At 60.4% G+C, this 21561-nt stretch carries 20 protein-coding genes; 5 read left to right on the top strand and 15 right to left on the bottom strand.

What is annotated here, in order from left to right; all coding sequences use genetic code 11:
• Positions 1-3: 3 nt before the first annotated feature.
• Entirely contained in the window at positions 4-942 is a 939-nt protein-coding gene (locus ABIB48_RS01785) for a putative RNA methyltransferase (protein ID WP_110106775.1), read from the top strand.
• An 18-nt stretch (positions 943-960) separates the two neighbouring features.
• On the opposite strand, the gene yczE is transcribed toward ABIB48_RS01785, so the two are convergent.
• A complete protein-coding gene (gene yczE, locus ABIB48_RS01780; protein WP_179442391.1) occupies positions 961-1773 on the bottom strand; it encodes a membrane protein YczE in 813 nt (270 codons plus the stop codon).
• 59 nt (positions 1774-1832) lie between these two features.
• On the opposite strand from yczE, the gene yczR reads away from it, so the two are divergent.
• The 4 genes from yczR to ABIB48_RS01760 all read left to right on the top strand — a co-directional run bounded on the left by yczR (position 1833) and on the right by ABIB48_RS01760 (position 5313).
• Entirely contained in the window at positions 1833-3242 is a 1410-nt protein-coding gene (yczR, locus tag ABIB48_RS01775; protein ID WP_110106774.1) for a MocR-like transcription factor YczR, read from the top strand.
• A 63-nt stretch (positions 3243-3305) separates the two neighbouring features.
• Positions 3306-3791 carry an NfeD family protein gene (locus tag ABIB48_RS01770; protein ID WP_110106773.1) on the top strand — a complete coding sequence of 162 codons (486 nt, stop codon included), beginning with the start codon at positions 3306-3308 and terminating at the stop codon, positions 3789-3791.
• Between the two features lie 83 nt (positions 3792-3874).
• Complete coding sequence (locus ABIB48_RS01765; protein WP_110106772.1) at positions 3875-4810, top strand: SPFH domain-containing protein; 936 nt, start codon at positions 3875-3877, stop codon at positions 4808-4810.
• Positions 4811-4971: 161 nt separating this feature from the next.
• Complete coding sequence (locus ABIB48_RS01760; RefSeq protein WP_110106771.1) at positions 4972-5313, top strand: RNA polymerase-binding protein RbpA; 342 nt, start codon at positions 4972-4974, stop codon at positions 5311-5313.
• A 107-nt stretch (positions 5314-5420) separates the two neighbouring features.
• Here ABIB48_RS01760 and ABIB48_RS01755 read toward each other — a convergent pair whose 3' ends face one another.
• The 14 genes from ABIB48_RS01755 to dop all read right to left on the bottom strand — a co-directional run bounded on the left by ABIB48_RS01755 (position 5421) and on the right by dop (position 21548).
• Complete coding sequence (locus ABIB48_RS01755; RefSeq protein ID WP_110106878.1) at positions 5421-6149, bottom strand: polyprenol monophosphomannose synthase; 729 nt, start codon at positions 6147-6149, stop codon at positions 5421-5423.
• Positions 6150-6590: 441 nt separating this feature from the next.
• Positions 6591-8219 carry an amidohydrolase gene (locus ABIB48_RS01750; protein WP_110106770.1) on the bottom strand — a complete coding sequence of 543 codons (1629 nt, stop codon included), beginning with the start codon at positions 8217-8219 and terminating at the stop codon, positions 6591-6593.
• 133 nt (positions 8220-8352) lie between these two features.
• A complete protein-coding gene (locus tag ABIB48_RS01745) occupies positions 8353-11250 on the bottom strand; it encodes a DEAD/DEAH box helicase (RefSeq protein ID WP_354211591.1) in 2898 nt (965 codons plus the stop codon).
• Between the two features lie 35 nt (positions 11251-11285).
• Positions 11286-12122 carry a twin-arginine translocase subunit TatC gene (gene tatC / locus ABIB48_RS01740; protein WP_245932237.1) on the bottom strand — a complete coding sequence of 279 codons (837 nt, stop codon included), beginning with the start codon at positions 12120-12122 and terminating at the stop codon, positions 11286-11288.
• A gap of 17 nt (positions 12123-12139) precedes the next feature.
• Positions 12140-12424, bottom strand: coding sequence for a Sec-independent protein translocase subunit TatA (gene tatA / locus ABIB48_RS01735; protein ID WP_110106768.1), 285 nt, complete (start codon positions 12422-12424; stop codon positions 12140-12142).
• A 21-nt stretch (positions 12425-12445) separates the two neighbouring features.
• Entirely contained in the window at positions 12446-12772 is a 327-nt protein-coding gene (locus ABIB48_RS01730; RefSeq protein WP_245932236.1) for a hypothetical protein, read from the bottom strand.
• Positions 12773-12827: 55 nt separating this feature from the next.
• Positions 12828-14894 carry a helix-turn-helix transcriptional regulator gene (locus ABIB48_RS01725; RefSeq protein WP_110106766.1) on the bottom strand — a complete coding sequence of 689 codons (2067 nt, stop codon included), beginning with the start codon at positions 14892-14894 and terminating at the stop codon, positions 12828-12830.
• A gap of 145 nt (positions 14895-15039) precedes the next feature.
• Entirely contained in the window at positions 15040-15435 is a 396-nt protein-coding gene (locus ABIB48_RS01720) for an FKBP-type peptidyl-prolyl cis-trans isomerase (RefSeq protein ID WP_110106765.1), read from the bottom strand.
• Between the two features lie 22 nt (positions 15436-15457).
• Positions 15458-16441: an FKBP-type peptidyl-prolyl cis-trans isomerase gene (locus ABIB48_RS01715; protein ID WP_354211587.1), complete on the bottom strand. Its 984-nt coding sequence runs from the start codon at positions 16439-16441 to the stop codon at positions 15458-15460.
• Between the two features lie 170 nt (positions 16442-16611).
• The gene (gene pafA, locus ABIB48_RS01710) at positions 16612-17982 is read right to left on the bottom strand and encodes a Pup--protein ligase (protein ID WP_354211585.1); all 1371 of its coding nucleotides are present in this window, start codon (positions 17980-17982) and stop codon (positions 16612-16614) included.
• Between the two features lie 64 nt (positions 17983-18046).
• A complete protein-coding gene (gene prcA, locus ABIB48_RS01705) occupies positions 18047-18805 on the bottom strand; it encodes a proteasome subunit alpha (RefSeq protein WP_110106762.1) in 759 nt (252 codons plus the stop codon).
• Position 18806: 1 nt separating this feature from the next.
• Positions 18807-19628, bottom strand: a complete 822-nt coding sequence (gene prcB, locus ABIB48_RS01700; protein ID WP_354211583.1) for a proteasome subunit beta — start codon at positions 19626-19628, stop codon at positions 18807-18809.
• 5 nt (positions 19629-19633) lie between these two features.
• The gene (locus ABIB48_RS01695; protein ID WP_110106760.1) at positions 19634-19840 is read right to left on the bottom strand and encodes a ubiquitin-like protein Pup; all 207 of its coding nucleotides are present in this window, start codon (positions 19838-19840) and stop codon (positions 19634-19636) included.
• 121 nt (positions 19841-19961) lie between these two features.
• Positions 19962-21548: a depupylase/deamidase Dop gene (dop, locus tag ABIB48_RS01690; RefSeq protein WP_110106876.1), complete on the bottom strand. Its 1587-nt coding sequence runs from the start codon at positions 21546-21548 to the stop codon at positions 19962-19964.
• Positions 21549-21561: the final 13 nt, after the last annotated feature.

The raw sequence follows: 21561 nt of genomic DNA, 5'->3' as shown, positions 1-21561 counted from the left end.
GCCATGGAATTCTCTGCACTGAACGCACTGCTCTGCCCCCACTGCGGAGGTGGCTTCACAGCCCCCGAAAAGTGGGAGGGCGCCCTCTGCTGCGAGCGCGGCCACAGCTTTGACATTGCACGCCAGGGATATCTGAATCTACTCACGGGCCATGGCACCAAGTTTGTTCCGGACACGGCCGCCATGGTGGCGGCCCGTGACGCTTTTCTGGACGCCGGCCACTACGGCCCTCTCGGCGACGCGCTGGCGAGTACTATCCGCCGGCTCCTGCCAGGGCCCGGGCCGCACATGATTCTGGACGCCGGCACCGGCACCGGCTGGTACCTTCAACAGATCCTGGCAGCTTTCCACCCAGAAACTGAGAATTCGCCGGCTGGGAACCAAGATCACCACTGGCCAAAGGGCGGCTGTGAGAATTCCGGCGGCGCTCGCAGCCCGTTCGCGGTGGGCATGGACATTTCAAAGTTCGCATTACGCCGGGCTGCTCGGCGTAACCCCGAAGCACTGAACATCGTGTGGGACCTGTGGCGTGCCTTGCCGCTGGGAGCCAACACGGCCGATGTGGTTCTGGTGGTCTTTGCGCCCCGCAATGCCAAAGAGTTTGCCCGCGTACTCAAACCCGGTGGCACCTTGGTGGTGGTGACCCCACTGGCAAGTCATCTTGCCGAGATCGCCCAGGAGGCGTCTCTGCTAGGAATTCAAGAAGACAAGGAAGCCGCGCTCAACCATTCCCTCGAGGCTCATTTCACCCCGGCAGGGAACTGTGAGTTAGTCGTTCCCCTGCAGCTGGGCCCGGCGGACATTGCCAATGTGGCCCTGATGGGCCCAGCCGGCCACCACCTAGAGGCCAAGGAGGCCAGTACGCACCTTGCTGGCCTGCCAGCACTGAGCGCAGCGACTGCTGCTTTCCGAATCTCCACATTTACGGCCAAGCAAAACTAAGTTCACTGGAAAGCAAAACTAATCCGCCGGCAGAGGCTCCGGCTCGGCGCCTTGTTGCCGCCGCACGTCCCGTTCTCTTTCACGACTGTGCAAAGAGGCGGATTCAGAGGCAGGGGCAGGGTCGGTTTCAGAGGCAATGTCAGGTGCAGGCGCAGGGGCAATGTCAGGTGCAGGCGCAGGGGCCGCCGCCGTCACGGCGCTGCCCGGGGTCTTGGCGTGCAGGTCAACATGGAGCCAACGCAGCGTCACCTGGGTGAGTGGCCCCACCCCTAGCGCAAACGCCGCCGTACCTGCCCCCACTACCCCGCCGAGCAGGAAGCCAATCACCACCACCGAAAACTCCAGGCCGGTCCGGATCAGCCATACTGGCTTTCCGCTCACACGAACCAGTCCCGTCATCAGCCCATCCCGCGGGCCCGGGCCTAGGCCAGCTCCTATGTACAGTGCGGTAGCAAAGGCAATAAGGCACAAGCCGGAGCTGAAGGTGAGTACCTGTAGCGCCCAGTGATGAGCCTCCGGGATCAGAAACAGGCCTACATCAGCAAAAGCCCCGACCAGAACGGCGTTGGCAATGGTACCGACCCCCGGGCGCTGCTTCAGCGGAATCCACAGCAGCAGCACCACCCCACTGATAATGATGGTGCACATGCCAAAGGAGATCTGTGTTGTACGGGATACGCCCTGGGCAAAGACATCCCACGGTGAAGCGCCTATATTGCCCCGAATCATCAACGCCATCGCCACACCGTACAAGAGCAAGCCGGCCACGAGCCGCACAAGCCGGGCAGAGAGTCTTTGAGTGGTGAGAAAAGATGCGGATGAAGAATTCATACTGCAAGTCTAGGCAAAGTGGCCTGACAAGATAGATCCAATTCAACTAATGTGGACTCATGAACACTTTTGTCACGGGTCACCGGCTAGCCCGAGAACTGGGCGAGTGGCGCGGCAACGCCCCCGCCTACCAGTCACTGGCCGAACGCATCAGGGTTCTGCTCCTTGACGGACGGTTGTCTAGTGGTGCGCGCATGCCTGCTGAGCGGGAACTGAGCCAGGCACTGGATTTGAGCCGTACCACGGTTGCGGCCGCCTACTCAAAACTCCGCGAGGACGGCTTTTTGGAGAGTGTTCGTGGTTCCGGAAGTACCCTGTGCCTGCCCGGCATGGAACGGGGCGAGCATTCTTTACACTCCGGCCTGCCTTTTGACTTCACGAAGGCAACAGCTCCCGCCTACCCAGGTCTGCAGTGCGCCTATGCATCCGCCTTGGCCGAACTTCCCAACTATCTCTCCCATGACGGTTTTGACATGGTTGGCCTACCGGATCTGCGGGAGGCCATCGCTCAACACTTCGCTGACAGGGGCCTGCCCACCTCGGCGGATCAAATCATGGTCACCATTGGGGCCCAACACGGGCTGAATCTAGTGGCCCGCACCCTGTACTCCCCCGGGGAACGGATCCTGGTTGAGCAACCCACCTACCCTCATGCACTGGATACCTTCACCTCTCTCGGCGCACGCATTCTCGCCTTCCCCGTCCGGGCGGAAAGCGGTTGGGATGTGCAGCAGGCGCTCCTGCAAATCCGTCGCGCGGCTCCCAGCATGGCCTACCTGATGCCGGACTTTCACAACCCCACAGGACTGAGCATGTCCATAGCCGAAAGGGAGTTCCTAGCAGCCGCCGCGGATAGAGAAGGAACAATTCTGGTTGTCGATGAAACCACTGCCCTGCTGGACATCAACCGCGGGCCGCTTCCCCCCATGGCGAGCTTCTCCCCCAACATCATCACGCTGGGCTCACTGGGCAAGCTCGCCTGGGGCGGACTGCGAATTGGCTGGATCAGAAGCTCCCGCGAAATGCAGGCCAGAATCCTGCGCAACCGACCCGCCGTAGACCTCGGCACCCCCATCGTGGAACAGCTTGCAGCATTGGCGCTGTTCAAGGATCTGCCGTCCATGGCTGCCAGCCGCAGCCGGGAACTTCGGCGCGGACGCGACACCCTGGTCCAACTCCTACAAGAACTGCTGCCACAGTGGAGCCTTAACATCCCCAACGGGGGCTTGTCACTATGGATCAACACCGAGACAATGTCCAGTTCCGCCCTGGCACTGGCAGCGCGCTCGCAGGGATTGGCTCTAGTATCCGGCCCGCGCTTTGGCCTCGATGGTGCATTTGAGCGGTATTTGCGGCTGCCTTTTTGCTATGAAAGCACCCAGTTACGTCACGGCGTGGCGATCCTGAGCGACATTGCCGGCCACGTCGGTTCAGAACCCTTAAGATTGCCCCAACAGGCAGTAATCTAACCGGAAACTTTCAGCTCAACGTAGTAGTGTCGTAGATACGAAATAAGCCCTAAGGGGGACCCAATGCTTGAATGGATCAATGATTTCGGCTGGATCATCTGGCTGACGGTTTTTCTGCTCCTGGCAGTGGCCGAAATGCTGACGCTGAGTCTGTACTTCATCTTGATGTCTGTCGGAGCCCTCGCCGCACTCGTGGCGTTCCTCTTCGGTGCCGAGCTGTGGCTACAGATTGTCATCTTCTGCGTTGTGGCCCTCGCCACGACAGTTCTCATCAGGCCCTTGGCCCTAAGCCATTTGCACCGCGGTCCAGCTGACCAGCTCTCCAACGTGGACCGCCTCATTGGGCGCTCTGCCGTGGTGTTGGAAGCTGTGAGTACCGGTGGTGGGCTGGTCAAGATTGGCGGAGATATTTGGAGTGCTCGTGTCCAAGGGGGCACCGAGATTCCTGTAGGCGCCACGGTTGAAGTTGCCGCCATTGATGGGGCCACAGCCGTCATCACCCACCCCAGCACCCACAAAGCGTCCGGAACGGCCGCCACAACAGCCTAAGTATTTCTACGCTGAGCGGGCCCGCAACTGCGTGAGCTGGCCGGTGTAGAGACACGTTTTTTACACAGAAAAGAGGGGATTTCATGGTAGACGGAGCCGGCACAATCGTGTGGCTATTTGTTGTTCTTGTCCTGCTGATATTCGTAGTTATTGTTCTGGTGCGTTCAGTACGCATCATTCCGCAGGCCCGCGCCGGTGTGGTGGAGCGTCTGGGTAAGTACCAGCGCACACTCAATCCTGGACTCACAGTCCTCATCCCCTTCGTGGACCGTCTGCTACCACTGCTTGATTTGCGTGAACAAGTAGTCTCTTTCCCCCCGCAGCCGGTCATCACCGAAGATAACTTGGTGGTCTCCATTGACACCGTGGTGTACTTTCAAGTCACGGATCCGCGTGCGGCAACATATGAGATTGCCAACTACATTCAGGCTGTGGAGCAGCTGACCACCACTACGTTGCGTAACGTGGTGGGTGGTTTGAACCTTGAAGAAGCACTGACTTCCCGCGACCAGATCAACGGCCAGCTCCGTGGCGTGCTCGATGAGGCCACGGGCCGCTGGGGTATCCGCGTCAGCCGTGTTGAGCTCAAGGCCATTGACCCGCCCCTGTCCATCCAGGATTCCATGGAGAAGCAGATGCGTGCAGAGCGTGACCGCCGTGCCGCGATTCTGACAGCTGAAGGAACCAAGCAGTCTGCTATTTTGACTGCTGAAGGTGAACGCCAGTCCTCCATTCTGAAGGCTGAGGGTGATGCCAAGGCAGCCATCCTGCGTGCCGACGGTGAATCTCAGGCGATCCAGAAGGTCTTTTCCGCCATTCACAAGGGCAATCCCACGCAGAAGCTGCTGGCATACCAGTACCTGCAAACACTGCCCAAGATTGCCTCCGGAACCTCCAACAAGCTGTGGATCATTCCCAGCGAAGTGGGTGAGGCCCTGAAGGGCATTGGCAACGTTCTGGGAACTACCACCCCTGACACGGACGACGCCGTCGATCCTCTCGCAGGTGCCGGGCAATAACCCAACGTACCCCTGCAAACCTCGCGCGGCCAATCACGTATAATGGGTGATTGGCCGCGCGGCGTTTGCCCGGCCGGATTTTTTGCTTCATCCCGGCAGAGCAGGAACAACTGGCGGACGTGCAGCGTTGAAACAGCAGTAATCAACTTGAGGGAGAAGTTATGAGCGATCGCAGCCTGCGTGGCATGCGCTTGGGCGCACAAAGCATGGAGACGGAATCAGGCGTGGAGCCGGCTCCCCGCCAACGTGTGGAATACCGCTGTGCAGATGGTGAGCAAGTGTTTGTCATGTTCTCAGCCGAGGCCGAGCTGCCAGCTACTTGGATGTCCAAGACCGGCAAGGAAGCCCTGCTGGTCAACGGTGAGGCACCTGACACATCCAACGAGAAGCCTGTCCGCACTCACTGGGACATGCTGCTGGAGCGCCGCACCCTTCCTGAACTGGAAGTCATCCTGGCGGACCGCCTGACCATCCTGCGCGAAAAGCGTGGGGAAAAGGTCTAGCCAACACCTGCGTTAACAGATAAGGGTGCCCCCGAGATACTCCTCGGGGGCACCCTTATCTGTTAAGGCAGGTGGGAACAACTATCACAGCGCTGCCAGGGGGCGGATTATTTGCGACCGGTCAGCTTGTTCCAGCGGGCACTCAATCCCCACTTGGTGACATTGACCATGGCTTCTTGGACAATGTTGCCGCTCATCTTGGAGGCGCCGAATTCGCGTTCCACGAACGTGATGGGAACTTCAACCACCTTCATGCCCTTTTGGCAGACACGCCACAGCATATCTACCTGGAATCCGTAACCCACTGATTCGACGGAGTTGAAGTCAAGAGCTTCCAAGGTGCCACGGCGGAAGGCCCGGTAGCCGCCCGTGACATCGCGGATGGAGATCCCCAGAATCACTCGTGAGTAGAGGCTGCCGCAGGTGGAAATCAGTTTGCGGTGCAGCGGCCAGTTGACAACCTTGCCGCCGGGGACCCAGCGAGAACCAAGCACCAAGTCTGCGCCCTGCTCAATGGCGTCCAGGAGCAGCGGTAGCTGCTCGGGCTGATGGGAGCCATCAGCATCCATTTCAACAAGCACGTCATAGCCTGCATCGAGGCCCCAGGTGAAACCGGCAAGGTATGCGGCACCGAGTCCCTCCTTACCGGCACGGTGGAGGACGTGGACCTGCGGATCATTGTCCGCATATTCCTGCGCCCATGCTCCGGTACCGTCGGGGCTGTTGTCATCGGCAACCAACACATCCGAATGTGGCACTGCGGCCCGCAGACGCGCCAGAGTCTTCGGCAGTGACTCGATCTCGTTGTAGGTGGGAATGATCGTCAGGACACGCAGCAATTGGTGCCTTTCCGTAATGATTTTTAGGTGAGGGGCACTACCTCAGCTTCCGCCCGGGCGGGCAAGTGCCATCAAGCCACAGTGGCAGACGGGTAGCGCCAAGTGTCTAGTATAGGCGAGGGCCCGGGGGAAAAGATAAGTTCACGCGCCTTCGGACCAAATGCGACGTTCACCATGGTGGCGATCGGATTTGTTTTCTACTGGCGCGTGAACTTATCCCCAAAGTGTCGGCAGAACTCAAATCCGTACCGACCGGTAACCTCCCGTGGGAGGTTCACCGCTCCCCTAAAGCTAATTCCCTATAGCTAGCCTGTCAACACGGCTCTGACCTGCGCAGACACGTATCCGTGCAGGTCAGCCCCGCGAGTCTCCAGTAATCTTTTTTACGCATTAAAAGCCCGCCTGTTACTCACTGAGGGCTACCTCCGGCCGCGGAGGCTAGAGCGCAAATCCGTCGGCAACAAACAGTTCCCGGCCCTGGTGCACCGTCTGTAGGCAACGGGGATCACTGCCCGTATCTAGCGCCGGCAGAAGTGGTGTGCGGGCTCGCGGGTCAGTGGACCAGGACTGCACGCGCTCGTCGGCCACCTGCACCATGAGTTGCTCCACATCCCAAATGGCAAAACTGGCCGGAGCGCCGGGGACCAGCTGGCCCATGAAGGGGTTCTCGTTCTTTGCCGCACGCCAACCAGCGCGAGTATGCCCAATGAAGGAGGCACGGGCTGAAATACGGGATGTTGCTTCGTGATGGTTCAGTGCTGCGCGCACACTGGCCCACGGGTTCAAAGGGCTCACTGGCGTGTCCGATCCGAAGCAGAGCGGCACCCCGGCGGCATAAAAGCGGCCCAGCGGGTTCATTTCCTTGGCTCGCTCAACACCCAGCCGGCGGGCGTACATGCCATCCACGCCTCCCCACTGTGCGTCGAAAGCCGGCTGCACTGAAACTGTGACGCAATATTTTGCCAGCGCGTCCATGGCAGCCGCATCCACCATCTCGGCGTGCTCCAGCCGGTGCCCGGCGGCCCGGACCTGGTCGATGCCCACACGCTGTGCGGCACGTTCCAGTCCCTCCACGGCGATTTCCATGGCGCCGTCGCCAATCACATGGAATCCCCCGGTCAGACCAAGCTCAGACGTTGCCGCGAAGTGGTCCCCCACTTGCTCCACGGTGAGCTGGGCGCTGCCGTAATTCCCGGGCGCATCCGCATAAGGTTGGCGTAAGAAGGCGGAGCGGGAACCGAGGGAACCGTCAATATTGATATCTCCCGCCAACCCCAGGACATCGGTGCCAAGGGTAGCGAGCAAGGCGCGGGCTTCCTCGGCGCTGGAGACAAGTTGCCCCCAATAGGGCAATACCTGCGGAAGCGCTTGTCCACCCTGTACCTGGCCAAGCGCCACGAGCGCTGCAAGGTCCTCCGGCGAGCCAACATGGGGCGCCGCCATTTCCGCCAGAGCCACATACCCATTGGCAGCTGCGTGAACCAAGGCCTTCCGCTGAGCGGACTCACGCTGTTCGGGGAACAGGTCCCGGGCGGCGTCACGCGCGGTAGCATGTGCGCCGCCGCTGACCAGGCCCTCGCCATCCCAGCCGATCATACCGGCCAGCGCGCAGCGCCGTGCCAGTGCCGGCGAAACCAGGCCCGAGTGAACATCCACCCGGGCCAAATACACTTCCCGGCCTCCTGCGGCGTTCTCCAGCTCACCGGCAAGGGGTAGCCGGGCATCAGCCCACAGCGAGTTGTCCCAGCCGTGACCCAACAAAACACCAGTGCTTGTAGGCGCGGCGTCCGCCACCAAATCCAACAGTTCGCGGGCGCTGCGTGCCCCGGAAAGGTCCACTGACGTCATCGCCAAGCCGGTCTCGGTGATGTGCGCGTGTGAATCCACAAAGCCGGGTGTCACCAAGGCTCCTGCCAAGTCCACCTCGCGCATACGTGAGTCCAGGAGCGAGGTGGCTGCGTGCTCGGATCCTACCCACGCCACCACGTCCCCATCCACCAGCATGGCTGTGGCTAGGGGGTCTGCGGAACTGTATACCGAACCGTTGCGGTACAGGGTCAATGACATGGCTACATGGTCCTTTCACAATGTCCCTGAGGGACAAAAGCAACTAAAATATTTCACTGAAAAAAATCGGGGCGCTGCACCCGTGCGATGAAGCGATGGTGGGCTGGCACACCCCCGGCTAGTTCTGCACCGGCTAGCTCTGCACCGGCTCGTTCTCGACCGTGGTGTAAGCGACAACGCCGCGGCGCACTAATGCAACGGCGGAACGGCAGGTGCTGGAAAATCCTGGCGGCGCAGCTGGCACCGAAGAGAGCTGGCCCAAGAGGTCGATGACCTGCTTGGTCCACCGCACAAAGTCACCCGCGGCCAAATCCGTGCCATTAAGGGCATCGTGCAGGCTCCGGCCCTTGGCCCACTTGTACATGGCCCAGACCAGGCCCATCTCAGGTTCGCTGGTCAGCGGCAGCTTGTGAGACTCTTCAGTAGCCTGCAGGTGCGAGAACAGCACCACCACATCTTCTACCGCCTGTTCCAAACTCACGCTAGGCATCCGCGGGCGGCTCCCCTCGGCGTCGCGCTTGGATTGGTAGACCAAGGTAGTGACGAAAGCCGCCAGTTCAGCCGCGTCAAGGTCGGCGAAGGAGCCCTTGCGCAGCGTCAGAGCAATGAGCAAGTCCTTTTCACCGTATACGCGGCGCAGACGCTGGCCATCCTCGCTGGGCACCAGATTTCCGGCCTGATCCGCTACAACAAAGCCGTAGCCTGCCAGCAGGTCAATGACCCGGTCAAAAGTGCGGGCAATCGTGTTGGTCCGGGACTGGATGGCCCGCACAATACCATCGGTCTCCTTACGCAGCTTCCACCACCGTTCAGACCAGCGGGCGTGATCTTCACGCTCGCTGCAACCGTGGCAGGGGTGGGCGCGCAGATTCCGGCGCAGCGTGGCAATGGCTTCATCGTCGCCCGCTGCCGAGCCGGTCAGATTGAAGGCGGCGGAGCGGTCCGGGAGCGCCGCCGTGGGTTGGGCCAGCTTGGCCTCCACAGCCGCCAGCAGATTGCGCCTGTCCTTGGGCACCTTGGGGTTGAACCCCTTGGCAACCCGCACTTGGCCCAGCGGCTCCACCGGACCTGCGAGCTCGTGTGCGTTCAGCCGGCGGTACTCCTTGTCCAGGCCCAGCACCCCGGGCCGGGGAACCCGTGCCTTGCCATCGGCGTCAAGCACGACGGCGTAACCCGGGTTGCGCCCGCCGGTCACCATCACCACATCGCCTGTGCGCAGGTTGGCCAGTGAGTGTGCCACGGCGTCACGGCGTTGCTTGGCCTTGGACTTGGAAGCGCCGGATTCGTGATCGGAAAGTTCGCGGCGCAGCTTGGCATATTCGTTGAAGTCACCCAGGTGGCAGGTCATGGCCTTCTCATAGCCAGCCAGTGACTCCTCCCTGGAGCGGACCTGGCGAGCCAAATCCACCACGGAACGATCTGCTTGGAACTGGGCAAAGGAGGATTCCAAAATGGTGCGGGTGCGGGTGCGGCCAAATTGGGCAATCAAGTTAATGCTCATGTTGTAAGTAGGGCGGAAACTAGAATTCAACGGATACGTCCGCTTGGATGCCAGCCCGCCCACGGCGCCCGGGTCGGTGCCGGGTTGCCACAGCACCACGGCATGGCCTTCCACGTCAATGCCGCGGCGTCCAGCACGTCCCGTCAACTGGGTGTACTCACCCGCGGTAATGGCCACGTGGGCTTCACCATTGTACTTTTCCAGTTTTTCCAGCACCACAGTGCGGGCCGGCATATTGATGCCCAGGGCCAGGGTTTCTGTTGCGAAGACGGCGCGGACCAGGCCGTGCGCAAAGAGGTCTTCCACCACTTCCTTGAAGCTGGGCAGCATGCCAGCGTGGTGGGCGGCAAGTCCGCGCAACAATCCATCACGCCAACCCCAAAAGCCCAGTACCTCCTTATCGGAATCCGGAAGTTCGGCGCAGGCATTGTCTACGCGGCGGGCAATTTCCTCCCGTTCTTCCTCCGTGGTCAGCCACATCCCGGCGGCCGCGCACTGCTGCACGGCGGCGTCACAGGCGGCTCGGGAGAAAATAAAGGTGATGGCCGGTAGCAGGTCTTGGCTCTCAAGGGCCCTGATGACTTGCGGACGTGAGGCTGCCCGAGCCCACCCCTGGGGGCTGCTGGAGCGGTTCTCACGCTCCTGGTAGGGGGTGCCCTGGTATCCGCGGCCGCGGGAACCGCTGCCGCCTCTGCGGCCATGAACCGTGTCTCTGCCCGTGCTGACCGATTCACTGCGGGCCAGTTTGAGTAGCTCGGGATTAATTTTCGGCATCTTGGCAGGTGCAGGGGCACGTTCTCCGGGGGTTCCGGGGGCGGTTTCGTCGAAGGCCACGTTCTCAGCGAAGAGGTCTACCAGATCGCGGCGCACCATCACGTGCTGCCATAGCGGAACGGGGCGGTGTTCGGAGACCACCACGGCGGTATCTCCCCGAACCGTGCCCAGCCAGGCGCCGAATTCTTCGGCGTTGGAGACGGTGGCGCTGAGGGAAATTACGGCCACTTCGCTGGGCAGGTGAATGATGACTTCCTCCCACACTGCACCGCGGAAGCGGTCGGCCAGGTAGTGAACTTCATCCATGACCACATAGGCCAACCCCGCCAGCGTGTGGGAATCGGCGTAGAGCATGTTCCGGAGCACCTCGGTGGTCATCACCACCACGGGGGCTTCTGAGTTAATGCTGGTGTCTCCGGTCAGCAGACCCACGTTCTCTGCCCCGTATTTATCGGAGAACTCCCGAAATTTTTGGTTGCTCAGGGCCTTGATGGGAGTTGTGTAGAAAGCCTTATTACCGCGCTGCAACGCCAAATGAACGGCAAATTCACCCACAATGGTTTTTCCGGCTCCGGTAGGGGCGGCAAGCAAAACACCGCGGCCGGCCTGGACGGCTCGGCACGCGGTGTCTTGAAAATCATCGAGTTCAAAATTCAGCCCCGCCTTGAAGTCACCAAGGTCAGTGTTGCTGTCTTGAACCCGCACTTTGGCTGCCAAGTAACGTTCGGAAGGGCTTGGCATGTCAGTGGAAGGCATAGTACAAGCCTACGCCAGCCGCACCGGTCAAAATATCAGAGTATTTCCAGATCCGTTGATGGTGTTGGAACATCAGCGTTCACTTCAGATTCAACGATTTTCTTGGCGGCGCGTTTGTCCCTGCGCAAGTCATTGAGCATGCACAGCCCAATGGCACCGAAGTACAGCACCAGCAAGGGTGCGGCCAAGAAGAACATACTCATCACATCAGAACCAGGAGCGGCCATCGCGGAGACAATCGTCACACCCAAAATGGTGAATCTCCAGGCCTTTAGGTACGTCCGGCCCCGAATCATGCCGATGGCGTTCAGGGCGAAAAGCAGCACCGGCACCAGGAAGGCGACACCCATGAAGAGCATCAACTGCAGGGCAAACTGCAAGTAGTCAATGGCCTTCATGATGTTGCTGCCACCCGCGGGGGTGAAGGACGTCAGGGCGCGCACAATGTTAGGCCAAATGATCCAGCCGGCAAAAATTCCGGCCAAGAACAATGGCACCGAGGCAAACATGTAGGAAAGCGTGTAGCGGCGTTCCTTCTTGGTCAACCCCGGAGTGATAAACGCCCAAAGCTGATAGATCCATACGGGTGAGGCAATAATCAAGCCAAGGATCAGCGAGATTTGAATCTTTAAATCAAAGGACGTTGTGACGCCCTCAAAGTTCAACGACGCGTTGATGTTCCGCATTTGGCTGATATCACGCAAGGGTGCCGTCAGGGCGTACATCAGTGGATCGTAGAGGATCCAGCCAATGACAACCCCAGGGAGCATGGCCAAGGCACTCTTGAAGAGGCGGTTGCGCGCTTCAATCAAGTGAGCTTTGAGAGGCATCCGCCCTTCAGGGTTGGCCTTACGCCCCTTGGTGGCACTCACCGGTTCAGCGACGGTTTCTATGACTGAGCGCCGGTACCGGTACCGGTTCCGTCGCCCTGTGCTGGGTTATTGACGATCTTGCCTTCGAAAGGCACATCAGTGCTCTGCGGCGCGGCGGGCGGAGCGGACGGAGGAGTCTCGTCCTTGCCGTCATTCTTCATTTCCTTGACCTCGGACTTGATAATCCGCATGGACTGGCCCAGGCTGCGAGCCATGCCCGGAAGTTTCGGTGCTGCGAACAGCAAGAGGACAACAATGATGATGATGGTGATAGCCCAGGGGCTCTCAAAAAGTCTTCCCACGGTAACGCCTTTCCTTTTGGTTCATCCTACGTCTTGTAAAGCTTCGATGTCGCGCAAGGATTGGAGCTGTCCGCGTTCTTTCCTGCGGGCGACGCGCCGCTGAAGGCGGGCAAAACGCCGTTCTTCTTTGGCAGCTAGGTAATCATGCTTCATTTTTTCAGGCGTTGCAAAAACTGCCGCGCCCGGAACTACATTACGCGGTTCTGTGACGTGCTGCACTTCGGCGCGTTCTAAGCTGGAGTCCCAGTTCTGGGTGACCTCGGCTGAGACGTGCGAGAAGGTGCGCATGGTTGCCATGGCTCCCTGCCAGAGTTTGAAAGCCAAAAAAGCCACAAACAGCAAGGACACGGCAAGCAGCGCTATCCATATCAAAATCCAAGACCACCAAGGCATGTTGCTTAGTCTATCCATCGCCCCTGTGAGTTTCCGGGACGGTTTCGCCAACAGCGTCATAGTGGCTGGCTGCTTCCGCCAACCATGTGGCCGTTGCTATTCGCAACGCCTCGGGTCCGGCTACGCGTGCGTGCCCGCCCAGCCGAGCCATGAGGGGCCCAATCAAGGCGGTATCGCCGACGGAGATGGCTAAACCCACCTGGTCCGGGCCGCCGTCGAACATGCGAGCATTGTAGGCAGGCGCCAGGCGTTGGGCTGTGGCAGGATCCGCTACCAGCAAGACCTGCAGGTCATGACTGCCGGGATCATAAATTCCCGCCCCCGGCTGCCATCCGGTTTGGTCCCCGAGGCCATGTTTCTGCTCCCCCGCGTCCTTGAGGATCTCGATCCGATCCACCCTAAAACTGCGGCGATCCTGCGCCTGTTGGCACCACGCCCGCACATACCAGGCGGAATCCATGGAGAACAGCCGCAGCGGTTCAATGATCCGCTCACTGAGCTCGTCCCGGGAGCCCACCAGATAGCGGATGGCGCAGGATCGGCTGTCATTGATGGCCTGCTGCAGTGCTGCCAGGTGACCCATTTCAGGCCCCAAGACCAATTCCAGCCCCACGGCGTCCGCCAGCCATGCGTCTTCGCCCGCCACATTGCGCAACGCCTCCGTGGCTTGGGCCAGGGCCGCCTCACCCCTACCCGGCACAGCCGTGAGCGCGTGCAGACCCACCAGGACAGAGCAGGCCTCCTCGTGGGAGAGCCGCAGGGGGCTGGCGAGGGTCTCGGCGTCACGGATAAATACCTGCCCGGCTTCCGTGGTCGCATCCATCAGGTCCCCGTGGAAGTAGCCGGGCTTGCCGCTGACGTTGAGCGTATCCAGATCACGCTGAAACTGCTTCTCCGTAATGGCGAATTCCGCAACAACTTCCGCCACCGAGACACCAGGGTTGGCCACCAAGTACGGGACCAGGGACAGCAGCCGCAACAGCCGGTCCGGGGTGTCCCTACGCTTGGCCTTGCCCAGTTTCAGCGGCTTGTCCCAGTGGATTGGAGCAGCTGCGCTAGCACCAGCCACTAGGCCTTTGGCTGCCGCATCCGCCGCCCGGCGCAGCTTCCCGGCCACCGCCTCACGCAGTCCGGCAGGAGCCACGACGTGTGCCTGGGCTCCCAAGGCGGCAACGTCGTCGGCCATTAATTCCGGTTCCCGGTATTCCACCCGGAGCACCTGCCAACCGGGCCGGGCCGGAGTGTCCAGCACCACTGTCCCAAGCCGGCTGCGCAGGGAATGGGCAGCACCGTCCGGGACGGCAACCTGGGCTGAGTAAGGGTCCCCCGTACCAAGGCGCTCCAACACGGTGGAAATGAAGAAGGCGGTGGGGCGGTCAAAACTTTGTCCAGTGTGGACTTTTACCTCGGAAGTGAACCGGCTCAGTCGGTAGTTGCGCTCTTCACCCTTGTCCACGTCAAAACCGGCCAGATACCACTGCCCATATTTGTTGCCCAGCCCCCATGGCTGCACAGTGCGGGTGGTGCCCTCCTCCGCTCCGCTGCGACGGTAGTCAAAACTGACCAATTTCTGTTGGCGCAACGCATCCCACAGCGGCTCGAAGGCGGGCTCGGCCGTGCGGACACGTGAGCTGACGGTGGTTTCATCCTCATACCAGCTGGTCCCGGTCCGGGTGGCGATCTTGCGCAACGCCGACTGTGCTGCTGCCCCGAAGGTAGCCTCCGACCACAAGTTCGCAGCGATGGCCAGCAGGTTCATGGCGGGCTCATCGAGGCGCAGTTGGGGCACCTGGTAATCCTTGGGGTCTATCCGGTACAGGTACTGCTCCTCAAGCTCGTTGTCATAGCTGTTCGTAGCCGAAACTCGGATGCCGAGGGCGGCCAACTGGTTTTTGTCGCGTTCAAACATTCGCTCAAAGGCCACCCCCACCTTGCTCTCTTGTGCAGCCGTGGCGCCCTCTCCCGCATAACCGTTGACATGGCTACGGATATAGGACTTGCTGTAGCCGCGGTTGGTGCCCAAGAGGGCGATCACCAGGTTCAACAGGCGTTCGGTGGCATCAATTTTTGTGGGCACCTTGTCAGCGTACTAGGCGGGTCCCGGCTTTCCGGTCAGGACTGCACCCACGTTACGAGCAAAAAATGCCGCCGCTTGACGCAAATGCCACAGTTCAAACCCTGGCATTTGCGTCAAACGACGGCATTCTTGCTGAAGCGGCGACTTAGCGAACTGCTACCAGGTCCACCACGAAGATCAGTGCTTCGTTGGGGCCAATGGCGCCGGCGGCGCCTCGCGAGCCGTAGGCCAGCTCCGAGGGGATTTCCAGACGACGGCGGCCGCCAACCTTCATGCCCAACAGGCCTTGGTCCCAGCCCTGGATGACCTGGCCAATACCGGCCTTGAAGTCCAGCGGCGTGCCGCGGCCCCAGGAGGAATCGAATTCCTCGCCGGTGGAGAAGGCGACACCCACGTAATGGGTTGAGACGGTGCTGCCGCGCACTACTTCGGTGCCGGTGCCCTCAATGATGTCTTCAATCATCAATTCGGTGGGGACAGCGTGTGCCGGGAAGTCAATTTCCGGCTTGGTGCGGTCAAAACTGCGTGCTCCAAAAGACATGGTGCTCCTTCTACATGGTTGTTTACTTCTTCGATTCAATCTTAACAACAAATACCAGCGGACCCGCCGGTTTGCCCTGGGCTGCCGCATTCTCGCCATACGCCATGGACGCGGGGATGGTCAGCAGCACTGTGGATCCAACCTTCTGGCCGGTCAAGCCCAGGGTCCAGCCCTGGATGACACCGTTGAGCGGGAATTCGCTGGCGGAGCCACGCTCATAGGCGGAATCGAAGGACTTTCCGTCCCAGGTCCAGCCGGTGTAGAACGCCGAGATGGTGTCCTTCGCCGTCAGGACCGCACCGGTGCCTTCCGTCAGCACCTCAACGGCCAAATCTGCTGGCGCGTCATTCTTGGGGATGGTGATACTAGGGACACCCTTGGCATCAAACTTGGCGGTGGGCAGCTTGCCAGCCTTGGCCAATGCCTTGACGTCCTCACTGCTCATGACCTTGGCTGCCGGCGGGGCATCCTTGGCGGACATGACCTGGAAAACGCTCAAGCTGGCGGGCTGGGCCGGCTGCTCGGGGGCTTCAGCGGTGGCTGCCACTGCCGCAGTGCCCGGGATGCCGTAGGCGATGTAGGCGCCCACCTTGGCGCTAGTGAAGGTGTTGTAGACAACAGCGAACTGATCCTTGAAGGAATCGTTCAACACGATGGAACCACCGCTGGGCTTACTGAAGGTTTCACCGAGGAGGTCACCTGTGGCGGCGTTCATGGATATTTCACGGAATTCAACGGACTGTCCGGATTTGATCTGTGCACCGTCACCAGGGGATACCAAGCGCATGGCCTCGGACGGGACACTCAGGGGCTTGTCAAAGGTTACCTTGGGGGCCTTCTTGTCACCTTCGCTGACGGCTTTGACCGAGGCAAGAAGTTCGGCATTGGCCGACGGCGCGGACGCGGAGGCATTCGCTGTTGCCTCCGGTGATGAGGAGTTGGCTTCTTGTGAACAGGCGGTCACAAGAAGCAGAAGCGGAAGAAGCAGTGCAAGAAGTCGACGCACAGAAACACTTTCGATGGCGGGATGAATCAGGTCAGGTGCCGGCGCCACGTGAAGGAAACCATGACATCAAGCAAGAAGTTCAATCGGGCACAGCACACCCATGTGATGGGTAACACCGGGCCGGGTCCAGCTTATCCGTGAAAGCTGAATGAAAGCTGTCGGTTCACTAGCTATTGCTCGTGGAGGGAGGCAATCAACTCATCAACCCGCTCGTCAGCGCTCTTGAACGGGTCCTTGCACAGAATAGTCTGGTGGGATCTGTCATTGAGTTTCAAATGCACCCAGTCAACGGTGTAGTCCCGCCCGGATTCCCTGGCGGCGTTGACAAACCTTCCGCGCAGATGGGCCCGCGTGGTGGCCGGCGCCGTGTCCACTGCTGCCACAATCTCCGCTTCATCCACCAGCTTTGCGGCGGCACCGCGGCGCTCGAGCATGTTGAAAAGGCCACGGTGCGGATCAATGTCGTGGTAGCGCAGATCAAGCTGCCCCACCTGCGGGGAACCCCAAGAAAGATTGTGCCGATCTGCATAGGAACCTAGCAGCTTGGCCTTGATGGCCCAGTCAATTTCGGTGTCAATAGTTGAATAATCCTCAGCCTCAATAGCATCAAGGGTCCTTTCCCACAGATCCAGAATCCGTGGGACAAGGTTGTTGTGGGCCCCGTGTGAGCGAACAAAGTCCGAGACCTTCCCCAAATAGTGCCGCTGAATGTCTACAGCGGTCATGGTCCGGCCATCAGCCATCTTCAAGGGGTGGGTGCCTGTGAGGTCATGGGAGATCTCACGAATGCTGCGAATGGGGTTCTCCAACCTCATGTCAGTCATAATGGTGCCGGCCTCCACCATGCGCAGAATCAGATCCATGGTGCCCACCTTCAACATGGTGGTGGTCTCTGACATATTCGAATCCCCCACAATCACATGCAGGCGGCGAAACAGCTCTGCATCGGCGTGCGGCTCATCCCTGGTATTGATGATGGGTCTGGAACGGGTGGTGGCTGAGGAAACACCTTCCCAAATATGATCAGCCCGCTGTGAGAAGGCAAATTTCCCACCTTGTTGTGCGGGCAGCACCCTGCCCGCACCGGCGATCAGCTGCCGGGTGACAAGGAAAGGAATCAAGATATCCGCCAGGCGGTTGAACTCGCCCTTACGGGTAATCAGATAGTTTTCATGACTACCGTACGAGTTACCTGCTGAATCAATATTATTTTTGAACAGGAAAATCTTCCCGTCATATCCCTCACGTGCCAGCTGTCCTTGGGCTTCCTGCACCAGATCGTGCAAGATCAGCTCCCCCGCACGGTCCTGGGCAATCAACTGGCCTATGCCATCACACTCAGCCGTAGCATATTCCGGATGTGAGCCCACATCCAGGTACAGCCTTGAGCCGTTGGGCAAGAAGACGTTGGAAGAGCGCCCCCAACTGACCACCTTGCGGAACAGGTAGCGGGCTACTTCTTCCGGTGTGAGGGGCTTAGCCCCGGGCGCAGAGTAAGTAACGCCAAATTCGGTTTCAATGCCAAATATCCGCCGGTCCACCGGTCTTCTCTCCTTGCAGTTGTTGAGTCAATGATGTGCAGCTTGCTGGGCAGCTTGCTGGGCGTTACGCCGGTGAGGGCGTTGGGGGTTGCTTCCCGCTCGCCAGGAGCGCTGCCACGTCAGCGGCGCCCAGGCGCCTGAAGGCCCGGTGCGAACCGCGCACCCGTGAGGCGTTGCGCTCCAGCACGGCAACCTCCAGCGTTGTGGCATCAAGTAAGTGGATGCGCCCGGTCTCGGACGCGCCGGTGGAGATGCGGGGCGCTGCCAGGGCGGTTACAGCCCAGTGCAGTGCTTGGGCCAGTAACGCCCCGGGCACCCACAACCGTTCAAGGGTGGACTGCACGGCATCGGCCTGCCCGCCCATCGCCAGAAAGCCGGCCTCATCAGAAATGGAGCCGTCAAAATTGAGCCGAAAGATGTGATCCCCTGCTTCGGAGACACCCACCTCGGCCACGGCCAGCTCCACTTCAAAGGGTTTCTGCTCGGCGGTGAAGACGGTGCCCAGGCTTTGGGCGTAGACACTGGCCAGCCCGCGGGCCGTCACATCCACCCGGTCATAGGAATAGCCGCGCACATCCGCGTAGCGCACCCCCGCTTGGCGCAGGCTCTCAAATTCGTTGTATTTCCCTACCGCGGCGAAGGCAATCCTGTCATAAATCTCACCGATCTTGTGCAGCGTCGGTGAAGGGTTTTCGGCCACAAGTGCCATGCCATCGCGGTAGCTGAGCACCACAACGGATTTGCCCCGGGCAATGCCCTTGCGGGCAAAATCGGCCCGGTCCTTCATGACTTGTTCAGGTGATACATAGAATTGCTGCGACATCTCAGGCCTCCCTGCGTTCGATGCTGCGGTGCGTCACAATCCCGGCCACGGCGGCGGCCAATGCCTCCTGGGAAACCCGGGTGGCGCCGTCGTTCTTCACGGTATAGACCACGGGCCACAACGCCCTGATGAGATCCGGCCCACCCGTGGCGCTGTCATCATCGGCAGCGTCAATGAGCGCCTCCACGGCAACAGCCACAGCGTCCTCCTCGGATAGCTCCGGGCGCCACAGCTTCTTTAGGGCGCCGCGGGCAAACACCGAGCCGGAACCCACGCTGTGGTGTTCAAGTTCCTCGTAGCGGCCACCGGTGACGTCGTAGGAGAACAAGCGTCCAGTGGCTGCTCCGTATTCAATCCCGGCAAAGAGTGGCACCACCGAAAGTCCCTGCAGCGCCATGGGCAGGTTGGCCCGTACCATGGCCCCGAGGCGGTTGGCTTTGCCCTCGAGACTAAGCCGCGTTCCCTCAATTTTTTCGTAATGCTCCAGTTCCACCTGGAAGAGGCGCACCATATCAATGGCGATCCCGGCCGTCCCGGCAATGCCCAGCACCGAATATTTATCAGCGGGGAACACTTTTTCAATGTGGCGGCTGGCGATCATGGTGCCCATCGTGGCCCGGCGGTCGCCCGCCATGAGCACCCCACCAGCAAATGTCAACGCCACAATGGTGGTGCCGTGCGGGGTTGCAGGCATGGAGCCAGCGGGCAGATCGCGCCCAAAGGGCAATAGTCCGGGATTGTTCCGGCTCACAAAATCAAGGAACGACGACGAGGAGCCCTCACCTTCCAGCGGGGGGAAACCGCTGTGCCGGGTGCCCGTCATGGCCGCTACTGGCCACCTTTTTGGACAAAGCCGCGCACAAATTCCTCGGCGTTGACTTCCAACACCCCATCTATCTCATCCAGCAGGTCATCCAAACCGGAAGTGGCTACCTGGGCTGCTGCCGAATCCGGGGCCGGGGTTGGTACGGGAAGCTCGTCGACGTGTTCTTCCTCGGCACGGGAGGAGACGTTTTTCTGTTCCTGAGAAGCCATGATGCATCCTTCGTAACTGATTGCTCGGAGCCTGATAGTACTAGCTGTTACCATCCTGCCACGGACCCGCCGGGTTTGCGTGTAGTGGGCGGGCCGTGGTGCACCCAAGCCAGCGTGGGGGCTAGTTTCCGCCGGCTAACAATGCGGCGAGGAAATCTGGCAGTTCCGTGTGGGTGCGAAACAGATCACCCGTCAGCGCCTCCGTCCCGCGCAGTGGCTCCTTGGTGGAGACCCGCTGCAGGCTGCGCTGCTGTGGGAGTTCAAAGATCACCGAGTCCCAACTGGCACCCACAACGTGCGGGCCAAAGTTCTGAATGCAGCGGCCCCGGAAATAGGCCCGAGTGTCTGTGGGCGGTTGCAGAACTGCGGCGGCAATTGATTCATCGCTGACCATCCGCTCGATCCGGCCATGCGCTAAGAGCTTGTAGTACAGTCCCTTTTCAGGGCGGATATCAGACCATTGCAGGTCTATCAGACCCAGCCGGGGATCATCCCAGTCCATGGTGTCGCGGAGACGATATTGCTGAAGCAGGTTAAGCTTGGCCACCCATTCCAACTGTCCGGCCAGGGACATGGGGTCCTCCCCCAGCGCCGTGAGAACCTCTTCCCATTTGGCCAGGACCTGCGCGCTGTGTCCGTCACCGGTCTCTGGGTGGCTGGAGCCGTTGGTGGCGCAGTGCTCCTTGGCGGCGTGTAAGTAGCGCCACTGCACTTCCAGGGCGCTGACCAGCTCACCATTGTTCAGTAGATGGAGTTCTTTGAGTTCCCAATCGTGGCTGACGGCCTGCAGAGTTGCTACGGGGTCGGCAAATTCAATCATTGGTGCCGATCCGTGTTCAATCATGTCCAGGACCAGGGCGGTGGTGCCGAACTTGAGAAAATTCGATACTTGACACAAGTTGGCGTCACCAATAATGACGTGCAGGCGCCGGTACTTAGTGGCCGTGGCGTGTGGCTCGTCACGGGTATTGATGATGGGGCGCCGAATGGTGGTCTCCAGCCCCACTTCCGCTTCGAAGAAGTCCGCGCGCTGGCTCAGTTGAAAGCCAAGGCCCGAGCCGTCCTGCCCCCGGCCCACACGGCCAGCTCCGCACATGAGTGCGCGAGTGACGAAAAATGCTGTTAAGCCGCTCACAATGTCCTTGAAGGGGACACTGCGTGGCATCAAATAATTTTCGTGGCTGCCGTACGAGACGGATTTATTATCCGTATTGTTTTTGTACAGATTAATGCCCGGCATGCCGGGCGTGGCGGCAATTCTGCGCACAGCGGCCAGCGCCACCAAGTCTCCGGCAGCGTCCCAGCGCACGGCATCCAACGGGTTGGAGACTTCCGGTGAAGAGTACTCCGGGTGCGCATGATCCACGTACAACCGCGCCCCGTTGCCCAGCACCATGTTCATCATGGGCGCCCCCGTGTTCCACCCGTGATCACCTACATCCCCGCCCTCCAAAGCGATTTGGGCTGCCGTGAGAATCGGTTCGCTATCCGTGAGCTGACTGGGGTCCGCTGCGGCCCGGGGCATGGACCAGCCCCTGGCATCCGCGAGCGGGTCCTCGTCCGTATAGTCCCAACGGGTTTCCCCGCCAGCAGACGCCCGGTGACTGGTTTCGCGTGAGTAAGCATGGACCACTTGGGCGGAAAGCCACGTGGCATTGAACTCCTGGGTGCCGGGAGCATGGATGCCATATTCCGTCTCGGCACCCATGACACGGACGGCA

The organism is Arthrobacter sp. UYCu511 (assembly GCF_040547105.1).
GTDB lineage: Bacteria > Actinomycetota > Actinomycetes > Actinomycetales > Micrococcaceae > Specibacter > Specibacter psychrochitiniphilus.
The sequence above is the reverse complement of the archived record's forward strand: the minus strand, read 5'-3'. Positions and strand labels throughout refer to the sequence as shown.